This is a genomic window from Variovorax sp. LARHSF232 (assembly GCF_052871435.1).
On the sequence record NZ_JBIXJS010000003.1, the window covers coordinates 425,594 to 443,929 of the forward strand.

Below are 18,336 nucleotides of genomic sequence, written 5' to 3' on the forward strand. Positions count from 1 at the left end.
CCCTTTTGGAGCATGATGCCTCCCGCTTTGACATTGGCAAGCCGGCGTCACATCGGCGCCGTAGATTGCAAAGAACACTCAAGGAGCGAGATACATGCTGACACCTACCAAGACAACAGAGGCTGGACGCAGGGACGAGCGTCTTGGCGAAGTGGTTCAACTGATCGAGGCCAAGGTGGCGGATGCCGCCGCGGCGCAGCAACTGGGCGAATTCGTGCGCCAGTACTTCGGCCAGGTCGATCCGGAAGACCTGGCCGAGCGCCAGCCGGCCGACCTGTATGGCGCTGCGCTGTCGCACTGGAGCTTTGCGCGCAAGCGCGAGCCGGGCCAGACCAAGGTGCGGGTGTTCAACCCCAGCATCGCCGAGCACGGCTGGCAATCCACCCACACCATCATCGAGATCGTCAACGACGACATGCCCTTCCTGGTCGACACGGTGACCATGGAGGTGAACCGCAACGGCCTCACACTGCATCTCATCATCCATCCGCTGGTGGGCGTGAAGCGCGATGCGCAGGGCCAGCTGGTGCAGATCGGCGGTGCCGACGCGCTGCGCGAATCCTTCATCCACGTGGAGGTCGACCGGGTGGCCGATTCGGCGCAGCTCGAGGCGCTCGCCGCCGACCTGGCGCGGGTGCTGGGCGATGTCCGGCGGGCCGTGGCCGACTGGCAGAAGATGCAGGAGCGGGTGCTGGGCATCGTCGCACAGCTGGAAAAGGACGCGCCGCCCATTCCCGCCGAGGAGCTGGCCGAAAACCTCGCCTTCCTGCGCTGGCTGGCCGACGGCCACTTCACCTTCCTGGGCCACCGCAGCCACGAGCTGGTGAGCCAGGGCGGCGAAGACGCGCTGAAGACGGTGCCGGGCTCCGGCCTGGGCATCCTGCGCGAATCGGGCAAGGACCCGGGCGCCGCCTTCGCCGCGCTGCCGCCGCAGGTGCGGGCGCAGGCGCGGCTGCCGCAACTCTTGATCATCACCAAGTCGACCTCGCGCTCGACCGTGCACCGGCCGGGCTACCTTGACTACATCGGCATCAAGCGTTTCGATGCCAAGGGCCAGGTTTGCGGCGAAGACCGCTTCCTGGGCCTGTTCACGTCCACCGCCTACAGCGCCAGCCCGTCCGAGATTCCCTTGCTGCGCAAGAAGGTGGCCGACGTGGTGGCGCGCGCGGACCTGGCCAGCGGCAGCCACTCGGGCAAGGCGCTGGTCAACATCCTGGGGACCTATCCGCGCGACGAGCTGTTCCAGACCGGCGGCGACGAATTGCTGAACACCGCGATGGGCATCCTGCACCTGGAGGAGCGCCAGCGCTTTCGGCTGTTCGTGCGGCGCGAACCCTACGAGCGTTTTGTCGCCTGCATGATCTACGCGCCGCGCGAGAACTACACCACCGAGCTGCGCCAGAAGTGGCAGGCCATCCTGGAGCAGGCCTTCAACGGCCAGGGCTCCGAATTCAACGTGCACTTGTCCGAATCGATGCTGGCGCGCATCCAGATCACGGTGCGCACCAGGCCCGGCGAGATTTCGCCCTACGACGTGCGCGAGCTGGAGCAGCGCCTGGTGGCCGCCGCGCGGCGCTGGGACGACGACCTGAAGTCGGCCCTGATCGAGGCCGCCGGCGAGGCGCGCGGCAATGCGCTCTTGCGCCAGTACCAGGGCGCCTTCCCGGCCGGCTACCGCGACGAGTTCGCGGCCCGCGTGGCGGTGCACGACATCGAGCTGATCGACAAGCTCAGCGACGGCCATCCCCTGGGCATGAACCTCTACAAGCCGCTGGAGGCGCCGCCCGGCATGCTGCGCTTCAAGCTGGTGGTGCGCGGCGCGCCGCTGGTGCTGTCGGCCAGCCTGCCGATGATGGAGCACCTGGGCATGAAGGTGCTGGACGAGCATCCGCATCGCATCGCGCCCGCCGGCGACGGCGACGCGCCGGTGTGGATCCATGACTTCGGCCTGGCGAATGCGCTGGGGAGTGCGCTGGGCGGCGCCGACACCGACACCGACGTCGATACGCTGCGCCCGGTGTTCGAAGAGGCCTTCGGCGCGGTGTACGCCGGCGCCGTGGAGAACGACGACTTCAACCGCCTGGTGCCGGCGGCGCGCCTGCCGGCGCACGACATCGTGGTGCTGCGCGCCTATGCCAAGTACATGCGGCAGACCGGCTTTGCGCTGTCTCAGGCCTTCATCGAAGGCACCCTGGTGGCCAACCCGGCGATCGCGCGGCTGCTGGTCGAGCTGTTCCGCCTGCGCTTCGACCCGGCGCCGGCCGCCAGCCCGGCCGCGCAGGACGCCAAGGTGGCCGAGTTCGAGGCTGCGCTGGAAGACGTCGCCAACCTGTCGGAAGACCGGGTGCTGCGCCACTACCTGGCGCTGATCCTGGCCACCAGCCGCACCAATTTCTGGCGGCGCGATGCGGCAGGCAAGCGGCGCAGCTTCCTGTCCTTCAAGTTCGACTCGAGCAAGGTGCCGGAGCTGCCGGCGCCCAAGCCGATGTTCGAGATCTTTGTCTACTCGACCCGCTTCGAAGGCGTGCACCTGCGCGGCGGCCGGGTGGCGCGCGGCGGCCTGCGCTGGTCCGACCGGCCGGAAGACTTCCGCACCGAGGTGCTGGGCCTGGTGAAGGCGCAGATGGTGAAGAACACCGTGATCGTGCCGGTGGGTTCCAAGGGCGGCTTCGTGCTCAAGCGCGCGCCGTCGCCGGCCGACCGCGACGCCTACCTGAAGGAGGGCGTGGCCTGCTACCAGAACTACCTGCGCGGCCTCCTGGACATCACCGACAACCGGGTGGGCACCACCATCATGCCGCCGGCGGACGTGCGCCGCCACGACGAGGACGACCCCTACCTGGTGGTGGCGGCCGACAAAGGCACCGCCACCTTCAGCGACTACGCCAACGGCATCAGCGCCGAATACGGCTTCTGGCTGGGCGATGCCTTCGCTTCCGGCGGCTCGGTGGGCTACGACCACAAGGCCATGGGCATCACGGCGCGCGGCGCCTGGGAATCGGTCAAGCGGCACTTTCGCGAGATGGGCCTGGACACCCAGACCACCGATTTCACCGTGGCCGGCGTCGGCGACATGTCGGGCGACGTGTTCGGCAACGGCATGCTCCTGTCGCGCCACATCCTGCTGGTGGCGGCTTTCGACCACCGCCACATCTTCCTGGACCCGGCGCCGGATGCGGAGAAGAGTTACGTCGAGCGCGAGCGCATGTTCAATTTGCCGCGCTCTTCCTGGGCCGACTACGACGCCAAGCTCATTTCCGAAGGCGGCGGCATCCATCCGCGCAGCGCCAAGTCGATCGCCCTCACGCCGCAAGTCAAGCAAGTGCTGGGCATCGACGCCAAGGTGCAGTCGCTGACGCCGACCGAGCTGGTCAACGCCATCCTGAAGGCGCCGGTCCAGCTCATCTACAACGGCGGCATCGGCACTTACGTCAAGGCCAGCACGGAAAGCCATGCGCAGGTGGGCGACCGCGCCAACGACGCGCTGCGTGTGAACGGGCGCGAGCTGCGCTGCAAGGTCTTTGCCGAGGGCGGCAACCTGGGCTGCACGCAGCTGGGTCGCATCGAGTTCGCGCGCGCCGGCGGGCGCATCAACACCGATGCCATCGACAACTCGGCCGGGGTCGACACCTCGGACCACGAGGTCAACATCAAGATCTTGTTGGGCCTGCCGCTGGCCGAGGGCGAACTCACCGAAAAGCAGCGCAATGCCATCCTGCCGGAGATGACGGACGAGGTGGCGCAGCTGGTGCTGCGCGACAACATCTTCCAGACCCAGGTGCTGTCGGTCACCGGCCGGGTGGCGCCGCAGCTGCTGGATGCGCAGACGCGCTTCATGCAGTTTTTGGAAAAGGCCGGGCGCCTGAACCGCGCCATCGAGTTCCTGCCGACCGACGAGGAGATCGCCGAGCGTCGCGCCAAGGGCCAGGGCCTGGCCGCGCCCGAGGCGGCGGTGCTGCTGGCCTACAGCAAGATCTGGCTTTACGACGAGCTGCTGGCCTCGCCGCTGCCGGATGATCCGTGGGTGGCCACGGCGCTGGAGCGCTACTTCCCGACGCTGCTGCGCCAGCGCTTCGCCGGCTGGATGCCCAAGCATCCGCTCAAGCGCGAGATCATCGCCACCCACGTGACCAACAGCACCATCAACCGGGTGGGCAGCACCTTCGTGCACCGGCTGGTGGAAACCACCGGCGCCCGCGCTTTCGAGGTGGTGCGCGCCTATCTGATGAGCCGCGACATCTTCGGCATGGTGCCGCTGTGGTCGGCGGTGGATGCGCTGGACAACAAGGTCGACGACGCGGTTCAGTCCAAGCTGCTCATCGATACCAGCCGCCAGCTGGAGCGCGCCACCAAGTGGTTCCTGCGCTCGCGCCGCCTGGCCGAGGACATGCAGTCCACCATCGACCACTTCAAGCCCAACGTCGATGCGCTGTCGGCTCGGCTGCCGCAGCTCCTGGATGCCGACGAGCGCGGCCGCGACGAGGCGGCGGTGGCGCAGTACCTGGCCGGCGGCGTGCCGCGCGAGCTGGCCGAGCAGGTCGTGACCTTCGATTCGCTCAATGCCACCCTGGACATCGCCGAGCTGGCCGGCAGCGCCCGCTGGCCGGTGGAGCTGGTGGCGGCCATCTACTTCGACCTGGCGAATCGCCTGGGCATGCCCTGGCTGCGCGACCGCATCGCCGCGCTGCCGGGCGACGCGCACTGGCAGATGCTGGCCAAGGGCGCCATGCTGGACGACCTGTCGGGCCTGGAGCGCTCCATCACGGCAGCGGTGCTGGCCGGCGGGCGCGACGAGGAGACCGAGGCACCCGACACCCTGGTCGATGCCTGGCAGGCCAGCAACGGCCGCACCCTGGAGCGCGCGGCCCAGCTCATGTCCGAGCTGCGCGCGGTGCCGGCGCCGGACGCAGCCATGCTCTCGGTCGCATTGAGGGAGCTGCGGGCACTGGCATAGTTGGGGCCGCAAAACCCTTGCTCCAAAAAAAGCCTGCCTCCATGAACGAACACCGCCCCGACCTGGCCAAGATCACCTTCGGCGTACTCAGCATCGTGCTGCTGATCGCTTCCTCTCTGTGGGTGCTGCGCCCCTTTCTGGGCGCCACGATCTGGGCGGCGATGGTGGTGGTGGCCAGCTGGCCGGCCTTTCTGTGGTTCGAGGCCAGGCTGTGGGGACGCCGCTGGCTCGCGGTGCTGGTGATGGTGGTGATCCTGCTGCTTTTGTTCGTGCTGCCGCTCACCCTGGCCATCACCACCATCGCTGAGCATGCGGACACGATGGTGGCCTGGGCCAAGGGCCTGATCACCGATGGGCCGCCGCAGCTGCCGGCCTGGGTCGGCAATCTGCCCTTCGTCGGCCCCAAGGTGGTCACGTTCTGGGACGAGCTGGTGGCCTCGGGCGTGGCCGGGCTGGAGGACAAGGTGACGCCCTACGTGCGCCAGGTCACCACCTGGCTGGTGTCGCAGGCGGGCGTGGTGGGAACCCTCACCGTGCAGTTCGTGCTGACGGTGGCGATCGCCGGCGTGATGTATGCCAACGGCGAAGGCGCCGCCAACGAGGTGCGGCGCTTCGGCCGGCGCATCGGCGGCCTGCGCGGCGAAGAGGCGGTGGTGCTGGCCGGCAAGGCCATTCGCGGCGTGGCGCTGGGGGTGGGCGTCACCGCCATCATCCAGTCGGTGATCGGGGGCATCGGCCTGGCCATTGCCGGCGTGCCGCTGGCGGCGCTGCTCACCGCCGTCATGTTCATGCTGTGCATCATCCAGGTCGGGCCCACGCTGGTGCTGCTGCCGGCCACCATCTGGGTGTTCTGGCAAGGCGACACCGGCTGGGGCATCTTCCTGGCCATCTGGACGCTGGTGGTGGGCACCATGGACAACTTCCTGCGCCCCTGGCTCATCAAGCGCGGGGCCGACCTGCCGCTGCTGCTGATCTTCGCCGGCGTCATCGGCGGCCTGCTGGGCTTCGGCCTGGTCGGCATCTTCGTCGGGCCGGTGATGCTGGCCGTGTCCTACACGCTGATCGATGCCTGGCTGCAGGATGCGGACGCGCCCGATCCGGCAGCCGACGCTGCCGCTGCTGCCGCGCAGGCCAAGCAATGATTTCCGACGACGAGCACGACGACGAGCCGATCCTCAGCAACGAGGAGCGCAAGGCCATCAGCAACGGGCGCTGGTTCTCGTCGCTCTCGCCTTCGCTGCGCCACGACATCTTCAGGCTGGCCTATGTGCGGCGCTACGCGGACGGCGAGCTGATCGCGGCCCGCGGCGACCCTTGCGAGCACTGGCGCGCCTGCGCCAAGGGCGCAGTGCGCATGAGTTCGACCTCGGTCTCGGGCAAGCTGGTGGCGCTTACTTATCTGGAGCCGGGCGCCTGGTTCGGCGACGTCGGCCTGTTCGACGGCGATCGCAACACGCACGACATCTACGCGCATGGCGACACCACCGTGCTGTGCGTGGCGCGTGCCGATTTCGAGAAGATCCTGTCGCTGCATGTGGAGCTCTACCAGGCCCTGCTGCGCCTGCAATCGCGCCGCATCCGCGCGCTGTTCGGCCTGGTGGAAGACCTCAACGCCCTGCCGCTGCGCGCGCGGCTGGCGCGCCAGCTCATCCACCACGTGCGCAGCTACGGCGTGCCCAGCCTGTCGGACGCCAACCACGTGCGCATCGGCCTGCAGCTGGCGCAGGAGGAAATAGCCCAGCTCCTGGGCGCCTCGCGCCAGCGCGTGAACCAGGAGCTGAAGGCCATGGAGCGCGACGGCGCCATCCGCGTCGAGCCCGAGGGCCTGGTCGTCATCGACCGCGCGGTGCTGCGGCGCATCTCGGACGGGGACGAGTAGGCACGCCGCCCGAGCGGGCGGGTCATGGCGTTTGGCGGCGGCCTGCTTTCGGTGCCTTCTTGTCTTGCGGCGTCACAAAGCCGATGGGGCGCTTGGGCGGGTCCGGCGCAATGGTCAGGACGCGAATCGCTTCGAAGAGCTGGCGCAGTTGATTGCCGGTGTTGCGACTGAAGGTGTCGTGAGCAAGTTCCAATCCTTCTGCTTTCTCTTCGAGTTCAGTCAGTCGCCGGGAGAGATCGGCATGCAGTGCGCTGGCTTGGCGCAACTGCACGAATGCGCGCACGACGTGAATCCCCATCTCGATCGCCTCGCTGGAAGCCAGCACGTTGGCCGCCTGGATGGCCCCGTGCTCGGTAAAGGCATAGGGCAGTGAGCTGGAGAACTTCAGCTTGGCAAGGTGGTCACAGTTCGTGACCAGCTCGGTCTTCTCTGCCGCGCTGAGCTGGAACATGAAGTCGTGGGGAAAGCGCGCGCCATTGCGCTTGACGGCCTGGTTGAGTGCCTTGGTCGGCACGCCGTAAAGGGCCGCCAGGTCTGCGTCGACGATGACCTTGAGGCCTCGAATCATCTGTATTCGTCCCTCGATTCGAGGCGCCAATGTGTTTGCCGGAGGCGTCGTTGACATCTTTGCATCCCTCTTCAATGAGTCGGGCATCCAGTATGTCGGACCGCATGTCTGCCTGCGCTGATTGACGAAGCTCCGGCGCCCCGGCATAAGGGGAGCGATGGACTTTCACCATCCGCTCTTCCAGAGCTTGGCGCTTCCGCTGGTGCTGTCTTTCGTGGCCACCGGCGTGCTGCGGGCCATGCTGGGGCCGGGCGCGGGCGCGCGTTGGGCGGCGGCGGGGGTTCCGCTGGCCTTGCTGGTGGCATCGAGCTGGGCCCTGGGCTGGCGGCTGCCGCCAGGCAGCTTCACCGAGAAGCTGCCCTGGGTCTATGCGGCAGCGGCGCTGGTGGGGCTGGCGTTCGAGGCCACGCGGGCCGACCGGCGCGCGCTCTGGCTCGCGGCCGGCATCCTGTGGGCGCTGGTGCTCGTCGTGCTCGGCCAGCAGCCGCTGCTGCCACGCATCGGCAGCTGGCTGGTGGGCATGGCGGTGATTGGCGCTGCCTTGTACGAGGTGCATTCGCGCGCCGATGTCGCCGCCATGCTGGTGGTGGCCGGCGTGGGCCTGGCCCTTTTGTCGATGATGTCCGGCTCGGCCCTGCTGTTCGAGATGAGCCTGGCCTTGGCCGCCGCGGTGGCCGGTGCAGCGCTGTGGCTGTGGCCGGTGCCGCGCATTTCTTTCGGCGCCAGCGGGCTGCTGGCGGCGGTCGTGGCCTGGCTGGTGCTGGCGCAGGGCACCGCGCTGCTGACCACCGTCCGGCCGGGCGCGGTGCTGCTGCTGGCCGCGGCCTTCTGTTCCTGCGCGCTGGTGCGCGTGCTGCGGCGGCGCCTGCACCGCGGCGAGGGCCGCGCCTGGGCCGAGTCGCTGCTGGTGGCCGCGGTCGCCGCGCTGTGGGTGGCGGCCGCGCTGGCGCTGGCCCACTGGAGCGGCCCGGTGCGAAGCAGCGGTGGCGCCGCGACGCCGGCGGACGATCCCTACTACACGCCCAAGTGGTGAGTGAATGAAGAATGACCTTCAGCAGCGAAAGGCGAACCCCCGCATCATGAGTTTCAACACGAGCCCCGCGCTGGGTGTGGATGCCCTGTGGTCCCTGTGCCTGGCGCTGGTGCGCGAGCGCCGCGCAGGCGCCGCGTTTTCGGACTTGCAGGGCATGGGCGGCCTGCGCTGGCAAGAGGAGCCGCAGGGTTGGGTGCTGGGTGCCGGCTGGGACGATGCGGCCGTTGAGCGCTTCGCGCTGCTCAAGCCGGTGCTGGACCGGCGTTCGGGTGGCAAGCCCTGGGTCATCGGCCAACTGGGCCAGAGCCTCAATGGCTGCATCGCCACGCGCGGCGGCGATGCCAACTACGTCAACGGCGAGGAGGTGCTCACGCACCTGCATCGACTGCGCGCGCTCTGCGATGCCGTCATCATCGGTGCAGGCACGGCCGCCATCGACAACCCGCAGCTCACCACGCGCCGCGTGCCGGGCGAGCATCCCGTTCGCGTGCTGATCGATCCGGCACTCGGCCTGCCGGACACGCTGCGCGCCTTCGGCGACGGCCAGGCCCCGACCTTGCTGGTGTGCGACGCACAGCGGGCCGACGAAGCCGCCAAGCGGCTGGGCGGCGACCAGGTGCTGGGCGTGCCGGGCCTGCTGGACAGCGCCAGCGGCGCGATGCAGCTGCGTCCCTTGCTGGACGCGCTGGCGCAACGGGGCTTGCACGTGCTTTTTGTGGAAGGCGGTGGCGTCACCGTGTCGCGCTTTCTGGCGCAAGGCTGCCTGGACCGGCTGCACCTGAGCATCGCGCCCGTGATCATCGGCGATGGCCGCCCGGGCCTTTCGCTGCCGCCCAGCGCCTTCATGCGCGACTGCCCGCGTCCGGCGGGGCGTGTGTTCCGGCTGGGGGGCGACATGCTGTGGGACTTGGACTTGCGTGGGTCGCACGCATGACTGCGAAGGGGCTTGCCTCTGCGATCGGCTCACGGTTACGCTCGTCGTCGCATGTCATCATTTCGTCACAATGCTTCGACTGGACTCGTCCAAGCGGACGCGAGCGTGCTGACGTGGTGGCGGATTCTTCGCGCGCTTGCCGTGCTGAATATTTTCCTGTGGTTGGCCGTACTTCACTTGGCGCCCGTGAGCGGTGTCCACGCAGGGCTGCAGCTGGCGTTGTCGGGCGTCTACGTGCTGGTGTGTGCCTACCGCTCGATGCTTCCCCGGGTGGACCTCGAGCGGCTGGTTGTCGTGGACACGCGCCTGTCCAGCATCTTCTTGGGCCGCGCGGCAGCCACGGTCGCTGAGGTCTGCTTTGCGCTGCAACTGGGGCTGCTGGTCCATCAGCTGGGCGTGCATGCAGGCGTACCGTGGGTACAAATGGCTGCGTGGGCAGTCCCGATGTTCATGGTGGTGGCCCAAGGTTTCTGCTGGCACAGCGTATTGACGCTGAACCACATCACCCAGGCCGTCGAGTCCTTGCTCTGGGCTGCTGGCTTCTCCTGGATGGCGGCCTTGCTGGGCGCCATCGCGCTGGCCAGCAGCGGCTGGGTCAACGCGTTGGCCGTCTTCGGGATCCTGGGCTCGGTGTCCTTCGTTGCCTATGTCCTGGGCGTGGACGTGCCGATGTACTGGCGCCGTTACCAGCATGGCCGCGCTCGTGGGCAGGGCTACATGCGCCTGAACCAGGGCGCGCGCGACGCTTGGCACCGCCGAGTGCAAGACGGCAGCTGGGCGGCATGGAAGGCCGATGCGCTCTGGTTGACGCCCTACTTCAGTCTGGGCGTCTGGGTCAGCATCGCGATGGTGTGCGTTCCGGGCGCCTGAGGGACGAGGGCATTTCCTTTTTGTCGGCCTCCACCTAAGAGCTGACCACAACTGTCGCACGTCGAATCCGAAGCGACGCGCCGTGTCACTTTTCTGAATCAATTCGCCTGCTTTTCCTTGGTAGGGAAGCGGGGCATGGATCGTGCACTTTGTGCCACGGCCGGCGAGCGTGACCTGCTCGGGCCGGCGACGACATGCCGTTCTTTCAATCTCAAGCGTTTTTCATGATCATTTTTTTCCGACGATGCGTTTCTGCACTAATGCTTTCGGTGCTCCTGTTCGGCTGCGGCGGCGGAGGCGGCGGTACCCAAGGTGATGGCCTGGCGGGCAACAGTGGTAGTCAAGGCGATGCTGGCGTCAGTCAGGGTGGCGATAGCCAAAGTGGCGGCGGTACAGGTGGCCCAGGTGGAGACGCCACGCCCGTCGCGGCGACCACCGCATTGGTGACCAGGCTCGGCAAGCCGGCTCGGGTGCTGATCGGGCTCGGCACGGGCAATAGCCTCGCGCAAATGAAAAGCCAGGACATTCATCCCGACATCGTGGACGCCTATCTCGTGGGCGTTGGTGCAGGTGCCTGGCCCAGCTGGAACAGTCCCGACGGCGCGTACATCACGTACACCGCGCAGGCCATTCAGGCTTACGGCGCGATTCCGATGTTCACGCTGTACCAGATGACGGCGAACGGCGAGGGCAATCTGAGCGGCCTCAACGACGCGATCTTCATGAACAACTACTGGGCGCAGGTCCGGCTGATGTACCAGCGCATTGCAGCCCTCGGTGCCCCCGTCCTCGTCAATCTGGAGCCGGACTTCTGGGGATTCGTTGCAGCGCAAGCGCCGGATCGCGATGCGACGCGAATGACCGCCGTCGTGAACAGCCAGCCCGAATGTGGCGGGTTGCCGAACACCGCCGGTGGCCTCGGCCAATGCCTGGTGCAGATGGGCAGGCAGATCGCGCCCAAGGCGCTCGTCGGATTCCCGCCCGCCTTCTGGAGCGGCACCCCTGCGGCGGTCGGCGCCCAGATGCGGGCGGTCGGGGCGCATCAGGCGGACTTCATCGTCGCCCAGACGAGCGACCGCGATGCGGGCTGCAGGGAAGTCCCGTCGCCTCCCGCGGAATGCACGGGGCGAAGCGGTCCGTTCTATTGGGACGAAAGCAACATCGCCAGCCCGAATTTCCATGAGTCGCAGCGCCAGATTGCGGACTATCGTGCTGCCCTGGGCAATGGGTTGCCGATCCTGTGGTGGCAGACGCCGATGGGCGTGCCGTCCGCCACGCCCGGCGGGACCGACCTGCACTACCGCGACAACCGTGTCGACTACATGCTGCGCAACACCCAGGAGTATGGCGACACCCACACGTTCGCGATCGTCTTCGGCGCCGGCGGGGCCCATCAAACCACGATCAACACCGATGGCGGGCAATTCTCTCGCCTGTCGAGTCAGTACCTCGCACGAGGGGGTGCCACCTTGAAGTAGCGCACCGGCCCCGTGCGGGTGTCGCGCCATGAACGCAGGCATGCATATTGCTGATTTTTTCCTTCAACAGAACTACGCCAGTCTCGACAGTGAACCCATCAGAAAACGACAACAACATTTCATTGGATCGCCGCCTCTTTTGCGTGGGCGCGGTGAGCTTCGCAGCCCTCGGAACCGCGGCCTGCGGCGGTGGCGGAGGCAGTGGACCCAGTAGCGCAGGCGCGCTCGGCAGCGCGCAGCAGGATGCGGCGACTTCGGCGGCCGCGGCCACCGAAACCCCGGCGTCCACGACGTTCGAGCCCTCGACCTCGACGGCGCAGGCGCGCAAGTTCACGCATCCGGGCCTGCTGCACACCGAGGCCGATTTCGAGCGCATGCGCCTGAAGGTCGCGGCCGGCGCTCAGCCCTGGCTGACCGGCTGGAACGCGTTGATCTCCAGCGGCCGCTCCCAGCTCGGCGCCAGCCCGCGTCCGCTGGACATCGTGATCCGCGGCGGCACAGACTCGAACTTCGCCCAGATGTACATCGACATCGCGCGCGCCTATCAATTGGCGTTGCGCTGGAAGGTCTCCGGCGATGCGCGCTATGCCGATCTCGCGGTGGTGTTCCTGAACGCGTGGTCCTCCACCCTGACCGCGATCCAGGGCAACGCGGACCGCTTCCTGGCCGCAGGCATCTATGGCTACCAGTTCGCAAACGCGGCCGAGATCATGCGTTCGTACGCGGGCTGGGCGGCGAGCGATCTGGCGCGCTTCCAGAACATGATGCTCACGGTGTTCTATCCGCTCAACCACAGCTTCCTCGTCAACCACAACGGCGCCCAGATCACCAACTACTGGGCCAACTGGGACCAGTGCACGCTGGCGTCGATGCTGGCCATCGGCGTGCTGTGCGACCGGCAGGACATCTACGACGAGGCGCTCGGCTACTACAAGGACGGCGCCGGCAACGGCGCGGGCCTGCAGGCGGTCTACCACGTGCACCCAGGCTATCTCGGCCAGTGGCAGGAGAGCGGCCGCGACCAGGGCCACTGCACCCTCGGCATCGGCCTCGCGGGGGTGTTCTGCGAGATGGCGTGGAACCAGGGCGACGACATCTACGGCTACGAGAACAACCGCTTTCTCGCCGGCGCCGAGTACGTGGCGAAGTCCAATCTGCGCGATGCGACCAGCGCCTTCTACACCGTGCCCTTCTTCACCAACGTCAACAGGCAAGGCACCCAGTCCGTGCTGTCGAATGCCGGCCAGGGCCATCTGCGCGGTGTCTGGGAAAGCGTGCACAACCACTATGCCAATCGCCTCGGCATCGCGACGCCCTATGCGGCGATGCAGGCGGTCCAGATGCGCCCCGAGCCCGATGGCGGCAACGGCGATCAGCTCGGTTTCGGAACCCTGACCTTCACGCGCGACCCCATGGCGGCGCGCGGCCGCCCGAGCGGGCTCACGGCGCGGGTGCGCGGCGCACAGGTGCTGCTGTCGTGGTGGGGCTGCACCGACGCGCTGAGCTACACGGTCAAGCGCGCGGACAGCGCGGGCGGGCCCTATGCGACCGTCGCCGCCGGCATCACCGACACGCTGACTTTCACGGACAGCACCGTCGTCGCCGGCGCCGTGTACCACTACGCGATCGTTGCGGTGAATGCGGCAGGGGAGAGCGCACCATCGGCCGAAGCGAGGGCGGCGATCAGATCCGAACTGCTGCTGCAGAAGAAGACCGACGACGGCGCGAACGGCCACGCCACGCTCGCGGCGGGCCTGGTGAAGGATCTCGCCGACTTCACGATCGCAATGCGGGTGTACCTGGACAGCGCGGCCACCTGGTCGCGCGTCTTCGACTTCGGATCCGGACCGCGCCGCTACATGATGCTGACGCCGCGCAGCAATGCGGGCACGGTCCGTTACGCGATCTCCACGGTCCACGGCTACAACGAGCAGGCGATCGACGGCGGCGCAGCACTGCCGACCGGCCGCTGGGTGCATGTCGCGGTGAGCTTGTCGGGCAGCCTCGGGACGCTGTACGTCGATGGCCTCGCGGTCGGCACCAACACGCAGATGACGCTGGCGCCCTTCGATCTCGGCGAGACCACGCAGAACTGGCTCGGGCGCTCCCAGTTCACCGCGGATCCGACGCTGCCGGGGCGCGTGGACGACTTGCGGCTCTATCACGGCGCCTTGAGCGCGGCCGAGATCGCCGCGTTGGTCTAGCGGGCTGCAACGTTGAATCGGAAACCATGGATGAGCAAATCGCAGGCAGCAGTCGTATCAGCAATCTGCAAGGAGCCATTTCATGCTTGAACGAGCACTTCTCTTTTTGGTTCTCCTGGTTGCTGGTTGCGGAGGCTCGTCTAGGCCCCTTGAAGACAATGCAGTGCGCCGCGCGGCCTAGAAGGTCGACTACTTGGAAGCCGGTGCACAGGCAGAATCCGGGCCATCAGCGGACGGTCGAGGGTGCCCTGCAAATTGCCTGAGGAGCCAACGTGTTTTCCCATGTCTTCGTCAGCGTCAGCGATTTCGAGCGCGCCCTTCACTTCTACGGCGCTGTGATGGACAGCCTGGGTGTCGAGCTGCGCTTCTGCGAGCGAGACAGGCCATGGGCTGGCTGGCAAAGCGCAGGTGGGGCGCGCCCCTTCTTTGTCATCTGCAAGCCGTATGACGGACAGCCTCACAGCCCCGGAAATGGGCAAATGGTTGCCTTCGCAGCGCCCTCCAGGGCGGTCGTCCGAGCAGCGTACCAGACTGCCCTGGAGAACGGCGGCACCTCTGAGGGGCCACCAGGGCTGCGCCCGCAGTACCACGACAATTACTACGGGGCGTACTTTCGCGACCCGGATGGGAACAAGCTCTGCGTTGCCTGTCACGCCGCGACGACCGACGGTGCGTGAGGGCCAGGAGCGGACACTGAGGACCGCTGCCTGAATCGGATACAAGATCCGCATACCCTGGCGCGAATCCACGGCTGAAGAGCTGGCGAGTCGAGCAATTTCAAGGTGGCGCTCTTTTGCTGAAGAGGTTCGCCTTGGCCCTGCTGTGCCCGTGCTAGACGGTCAGCTCTTTCACGGCGACCTTACCAATCTCTTCCTGATGGAGGCGAGCTTCGATGAAATCGCGGCGTACTGCGAGAGCGTGGCCAGGCTCATCAGGCCATTGCATCCGCTTGTCGTCTACCTGCGGCAGGAGAGCGTGGAGCGCGCCGTGCACACCGTTTGCACAGAGCGGGGGGAGGCCTGGGTGAAGTATCAGGTCGACTGGAAGTTGAAGGGGCCGTACGCGGTGCGCCGGAACTTGATGGGTCTCGAAGGCCTCATCAAGCTGTACCAAGACTACCGACTCATGACGGACGCGCTATTCGCCCGACTGTCGATGGACAAGATGGTCATCGAGAACTCGGGGCGAGACTGGGCTCGATACAACAAGTTGGTCCTCGAACGGCTTGGCCTGGACGGCGTAGCAAGCGCCGGGTAAGGCTCGCGTTCACGTTTGGCGCTCATTGCGCATTTGCTTTTCTATACCGCCGCACAGTGCCGTCGCCCCAGTTGCCCACTGCGACTTCCGAGCCGTCGGCGGACCGAGCCACGGCTACGGGGCTTCGGAGGTCTTGAATCACTGCCGTGGCTGAGCCGCTTCTGGTCACACGCCATACCGAAGTGCCTGCGTAGTCGGACACCAGTACCGCATCGGCCCCATCCGCCACGATGCCGACCGCTGGTGCACCGAGTTTTCTAGTCAGCTCACTTTGCGTACCGTCGGGCCGAACTTCGACAACGCCGCCGGCAAAGTTCGAGACGACCAGCGTCCCATCGGCGAGCTCGACTGCACCGACGGGTGTCGGAAGCCCATCCGCCAATACGCGCGTCGCGCCAGATGCGTCTGCCCGCAAGACCTGATTGAGGCCCCGGTCGGCAATGAGCAGGTTGCCATCCCGGCCGATGGAGAGACCTGCTGGCGTGCGCAAGCCGCGTACAAACACCTGGGGTTTGCCGCCGGGGCGCAAGCGATGAACCACTCCATCCGAGTAGGACGACACGTAGACGACGCCGTCGCCACCCACTGCGATGCCCGAGGGCGAACGGACCAGGTCGGTGACGAGCTTTCTCGCGCCAGCTTGGTCGATATGGGTCACCCGATGGGCCGACCATTCGGTGACGTACAGGCCGCCGCGGACGTCATACGCGAGGCCGGTCGGCGCTGAAAACGTACCTGGTACGGATTCAACGCTCCATGGTTTCACTGGCTGATCGGCGACAGCAGACAGCGCGGCGAGCGCGGCGAGGCCGGCTGCTGCAACATGGCGAGAAAGGGGCATGAAGTCCTCCTAAAGGTTGACGCAGGTCACTGTAGAAATGAAATGACCTCCGGCATGAGGAATGACCAAGTTCGTGATACCTTTTTTGGTATGTCAAGCCGCCTGGATTCACGCTCACTCGCGTTCTTTCTTGCCGTCGCGGATACGCTGAGCTTTCGCCAGGCGGCGGACACACTGCACCTATCTCAGCCGCCGCTAAGCCGGGCGATTCGCGAGCTGGAGGAGCGGTTGGGAACACGGCTGTTCGACCGCAACACAAAAGGCGTGAACCTCACCGACGCTGGGCACAGACTGCTGCCCTATGCGCGCAGCATCGAGAAGTTGCTTCGCGAGGCCGAAGCGGAGCTCGCGACCCAGGGATTGCCGGCCACGCTTCGGCTTGGGCTGACCAGCGCAGTGGAGCCGACCTGGTTCCGTGGGCTGGCACAACGAGTGCAAGCAACTCATCCAGGAACGGCCGTGACAACATTTTCCGATACCTCGCCGAGGCTGGTACGCCAGCTTCGCGCCGGCAAATTGGATGCGGCGTTCGTCGCACTGCCTACAGATGCACCTGGGTTGGATGTCTTGGAACTCGACAGCCTGCCGATGGTGGTCGCGATGCAGTCCTGCCATCCGCTGGCGAAGCGCAAGGCGGTACGCCTCGCGGACCTGGCGCGTGAATCGGTTTTCTGGTTCGAGCGCGCGAGGCAGCCCGCGTTTTACGACCACTGCCAGAAGATCTTCGCGCGCTATGGCTTCGCCCCGTCAAAGCTGAGGGAACCGGCCGACCACCACGTTCTGCTGGGTGACGTGGCCAGTGGACGTGGCATGGCCCTGTTGCCCAAATCGTTCACGGGATTGAGACGGGCGGGCGTTGTCTACCGGTCGCTGGTCGAGGGCGAAGAACTGGCTGTCGGTATCGGGCTGGCTACGCTCAAGGACCGGCAAGCAATGCGCGACATGCTGACCGTCGTGGCAGGCATCACTGACGCTTCGCACTAGCCGACAAGGGGACCATGGGCCTTCTGTCCAGGTCCGAGGTTCCTCCAGCATCACTTGCGACACTTGGCATGCCGCACTGGAACGAGGGAGCGCCCGAGTTGCGGTCCAGATGACCAGCGCAACTCCGCTCACGGAGGCGCCCAGAATGCACAACCCAGACCAGCCGGCGTGCGCGTACACGGCGGTCGATGCAATCGCCCCCGCCCCGCTGCCCACAGCGTAGAACAACATGTAGCAGCCAATGAGGCGCCCATGCGATTCGGCCGGCCCTCGGAGAATCATCGCCTGGTTGGTGACATGCAAGGCTTGACTGCCCACGTCGAGCAGCAAGATTCCAGCAGCCAGCCACCACAGGGAGGACTCCGTGAAACTGAGAGGTATCCATGCCAGCAGCAGCAGCACGAGCGCAGCCGCGCTGGTGTGCTGGCCCCAACCCCGGTCGGCCCACCGTCCTGCTCGCCCCGCAAACAACGCACCGACAGCGCCAAGCAAACCGAACGCACCGACAGCTGAATGTGACAGCGACAGTGGTGGCGCCGTGAGAGGCAACGCGAGAGCGCTCCAGAAGATGCTGAAGACAGCGAACATCAGTAAGGCCAGGGCGCCACGTGTTCTAAGCACCCGGTCCGTCAGCAAGAGGCCTAACGTCGATCGGACGAGTTTGATGTATGGGAGACACGAGGCTGTGGCCGGCTGTGCGGGCAACTTCCGCCAGATGAGCGCCCCAAGCGCAGCCATGACCGCCGCGGAACCGACGTACACACCGCGCCAGCCGACCAGGTCCGCAACAATGCCCGACCAGACTCTTGCGAGCAGGAGTCCGACGACCACTCCCGCCTGCGCGGCCCCGACAACGCGCCCGCGTTCATGAGGAGCGGCGGTGCTCGCCGCATAGGCAATCATCCCTTGCGTCATGGCGGTGCCGAGAAGGCCGACCGCCAACATGCCTGCCATCAGGGCGATGGTGCTTCGGGCCATGGCTACGCTGCCAAGGGCAAGGACAAGGCCCACCAGCTGAAGTCGGGTGAGTCGCCGGCGGTCGTACTGGTCGCCCAAAGGAACGAGCAACAGCAAGGCCAGCACCGACCCAGCCTGAGTGGCCGTCACGACACCTCCGATGGCGGCCGGTGCGACGCCGAAGTCCACCGCCAAACTATCGAGCAAGGGCTGTGCGAAGTACACGTTTGCGACGCTGACGCCGCTCGTGCAGGCAAAGAGCGCGACCAGCTTCCGCGGCATGGTCCGGGAGCTGCTCGATGTATCTAAGGGCATGGCAATACCAGTTGCAAATTAAAACCAGCCAGAGCATAGCTCATTGGTTTTAAAATGCAACT

Annotated in this window: 13 protein-coding genes and 1 pseudogene; 11 read left to right on the top strand and 3 right to left on the bottom strand. The window is 66.5% G+C overall.

The features are described from left to right. Positions 1-94 precede the first annotated feature (94 nt). The 3 genes from ACIPRI_RS10815 to ACIPRI_RS10825 are packed head-to-tail and all read left to right on the top strand — an operon-like array spanning position 95 to position 6,833. Positions 95-4,954 carry an NAD-glutamate dehydrogenase gene (locus tag ACIPRI_RS10815; protein ID WP_446621435.1) on the top strand — a complete coding sequence of 1,620 codons (4,860 nt, stop codon included), beginning with the start codon at positions 95-97 and terminating at the stop codon, positions 4,952-4,954. Positions 4,955-4,995: 41 nt separating this feature from the next. Next, on the top strand, positions 4,996-6,096 hold the full coding sequence (gene ydiK, locus ACIPRI_RS10820) for an AI-2E family transporter YdiK (RefSeq protein WP_446621436.1): 1,101 nt from the start codon (positions 4,996-4,998) through the stop codon (positions 6,094-6,096). Beyond that, positions 6,093-6,833 (top strand): Crp/Fnr family transcriptional regulator, encoded by a 741-nt coding sequence (locus ACIPRI_RS10825; protein WP_446621437.1) that lies wholly within the window; start codon positions 6,093-6,095, stop codon positions 6,831-6,833. The genes ydiK and ACIPRI_RS10825 overlap by 4 nt, the downstream gene beginning before the upstream one ends. 22 nt (positions 6,834-6,855) lie before the next feature. On the opposite strand, the gene ACIPRI_RS10830 is transcribed toward ACIPRI_RS10825, so the two are convergent. Next, entirely contained in the window at positions 6,856-7,401 is a 546-nt protein-coding gene (locus ACIPRI_RS10830) for an ORF6N domain-containing protein (protein WP_446621438.1), read from the bottom strand. Between the two features lie 157 nt (positions 7,402-7,558). On the opposite strand from ACIPRI_RS10830, the gene ACIPRI_RS10835 reads away from it, so the two are divergent. The 7 genes from ACIPRI_RS10835 (at position 7,559) to ACIPRI_RS10865 (ending at position 15,177) form a co-directional block, all read left to right on the top strand. Continuing rightward, positions 7,559-8,434 (top strand): hypothetical protein, encoded by an 876-nt coding sequence (locus ACIPRI_RS10835; RefSeq protein WP_446621439.1) that lies wholly within the window; start codon positions 7,559-7,561, stop codon positions 8,432-8,434. 46 nt (positions 8,435-8,480) lie between these two features. After that, the gene (locus ACIPRI_RS10840; protein ID WP_446621440.1) at positions 8,481-9,368 is read left to right on the top strand and encodes a RibD family protein; all 888 of its coding nucleotides are present in this window, start codon (positions 8,481-8,483) and stop codon (positions 9,366-9,368) included. Between the two features lie 186 nt (positions 9,369-9,554). Further along, the gene (locus ACIPRI_RS10845; RefSeq protein WP_446621441.1) at positions 9,555-10,238 is read left to right on the top strand and encodes a hypothetical protein; all 684 of its coding nucleotides are present in this window, start codon (positions 9,555-9,557) and stop codon (positions 10,236-10,238) included. Positions 10,239-10,432: 194 nt separating this feature from the next. Next, the gene (locus ACIPRI_RS10850) at positions 10,433-11,716 is read left to right on the top strand and encodes a hypothetical protein (protein ID WP_446621442.1); all 1,284 of its coding nucleotides are present in this window, start codon (positions 10,433-10,435) and stop codon (positions 11,714-11,716) included. 89 nt (positions 11,717-11,805) lie between these two features. Next, positions 11,806-13,920 carry a LamG-like jellyroll fold domain-containing protein gene (locus tag ACIPRI_RS10855; RefSeq protein WP_446621443.1) on the top strand — a complete coding sequence of 705 codons (2,115 nt, stop codon included), beginning with the start codon at positions 11,806-11,808 and terminating at the stop codon, positions 13,918-13,920. A gap of 272 nt (positions 13,921-14,192) precedes the next feature. Beyond that, positions 14,193-14,597 carry a VOC family protein gene (locus tag ACIPRI_RS10860; RefSeq protein ID WP_446621444.1) on the top strand — a complete coding sequence of 135 codons (405 nt, stop codon included), beginning with the start codon at positions 14,193-14,195 and terminating at the stop codon, positions 14,595-14,597. 151 nt (positions 14,598-14,748) lie between these two features. Continuing rightward, a complete protein-coding gene (locus tag ACIPRI_RS10865; RefSeq protein ID WP_446621445.1) occupies positions 14,749-15,177 on the top strand; it encodes a hypothetical protein in 429 nt (142 codons plus the stop codon). Positions 15,178-15,199: 22 nt separating this feature from the next. Here ACIPRI_RS10865 and ACIPRI_RS10870 read toward each other — a convergent pair whose 3' ends face one another. Continuing rightward, positions 15,200-16,018, bottom strand: coding sequence for a hypothetical protein (locus ACIPRI_RS10870; protein ID WP_446621446.1), 819 nt, complete (start codon positions 16,016-16,018; stop codon positions 15,200-15,202). Between the two features lie 90 nt (positions 16,019-16,108). Between ACIPRI_RS10870 and ACIPRI_RS10875 the strand changes: the two genes are divergently transcribed. Next, positions 16,109-17,002, top strand: a complete 894-nt coding sequence (locus tag ACIPRI_RS10875; RefSeq protein ID WP_446621703.1) for a LysR substrate-binding domain-containing protein — start codon at positions 16,109-16,111, stop codon at positions 17,000-17,002. 69 nt (positions 17,003-17,071) lie between these two features. Here the strand turns inward: ACIPRI_RS10875 and ACIPRI_RS10880 are convergent. Then, positions 17,072-18,241: pseudogene (locus ACIPRI_RS10880) on the bottom strand (MFS transporter); the annotation flags it as partial. Positions 18,242-18,336: the final 95 nt, after the last annotated feature.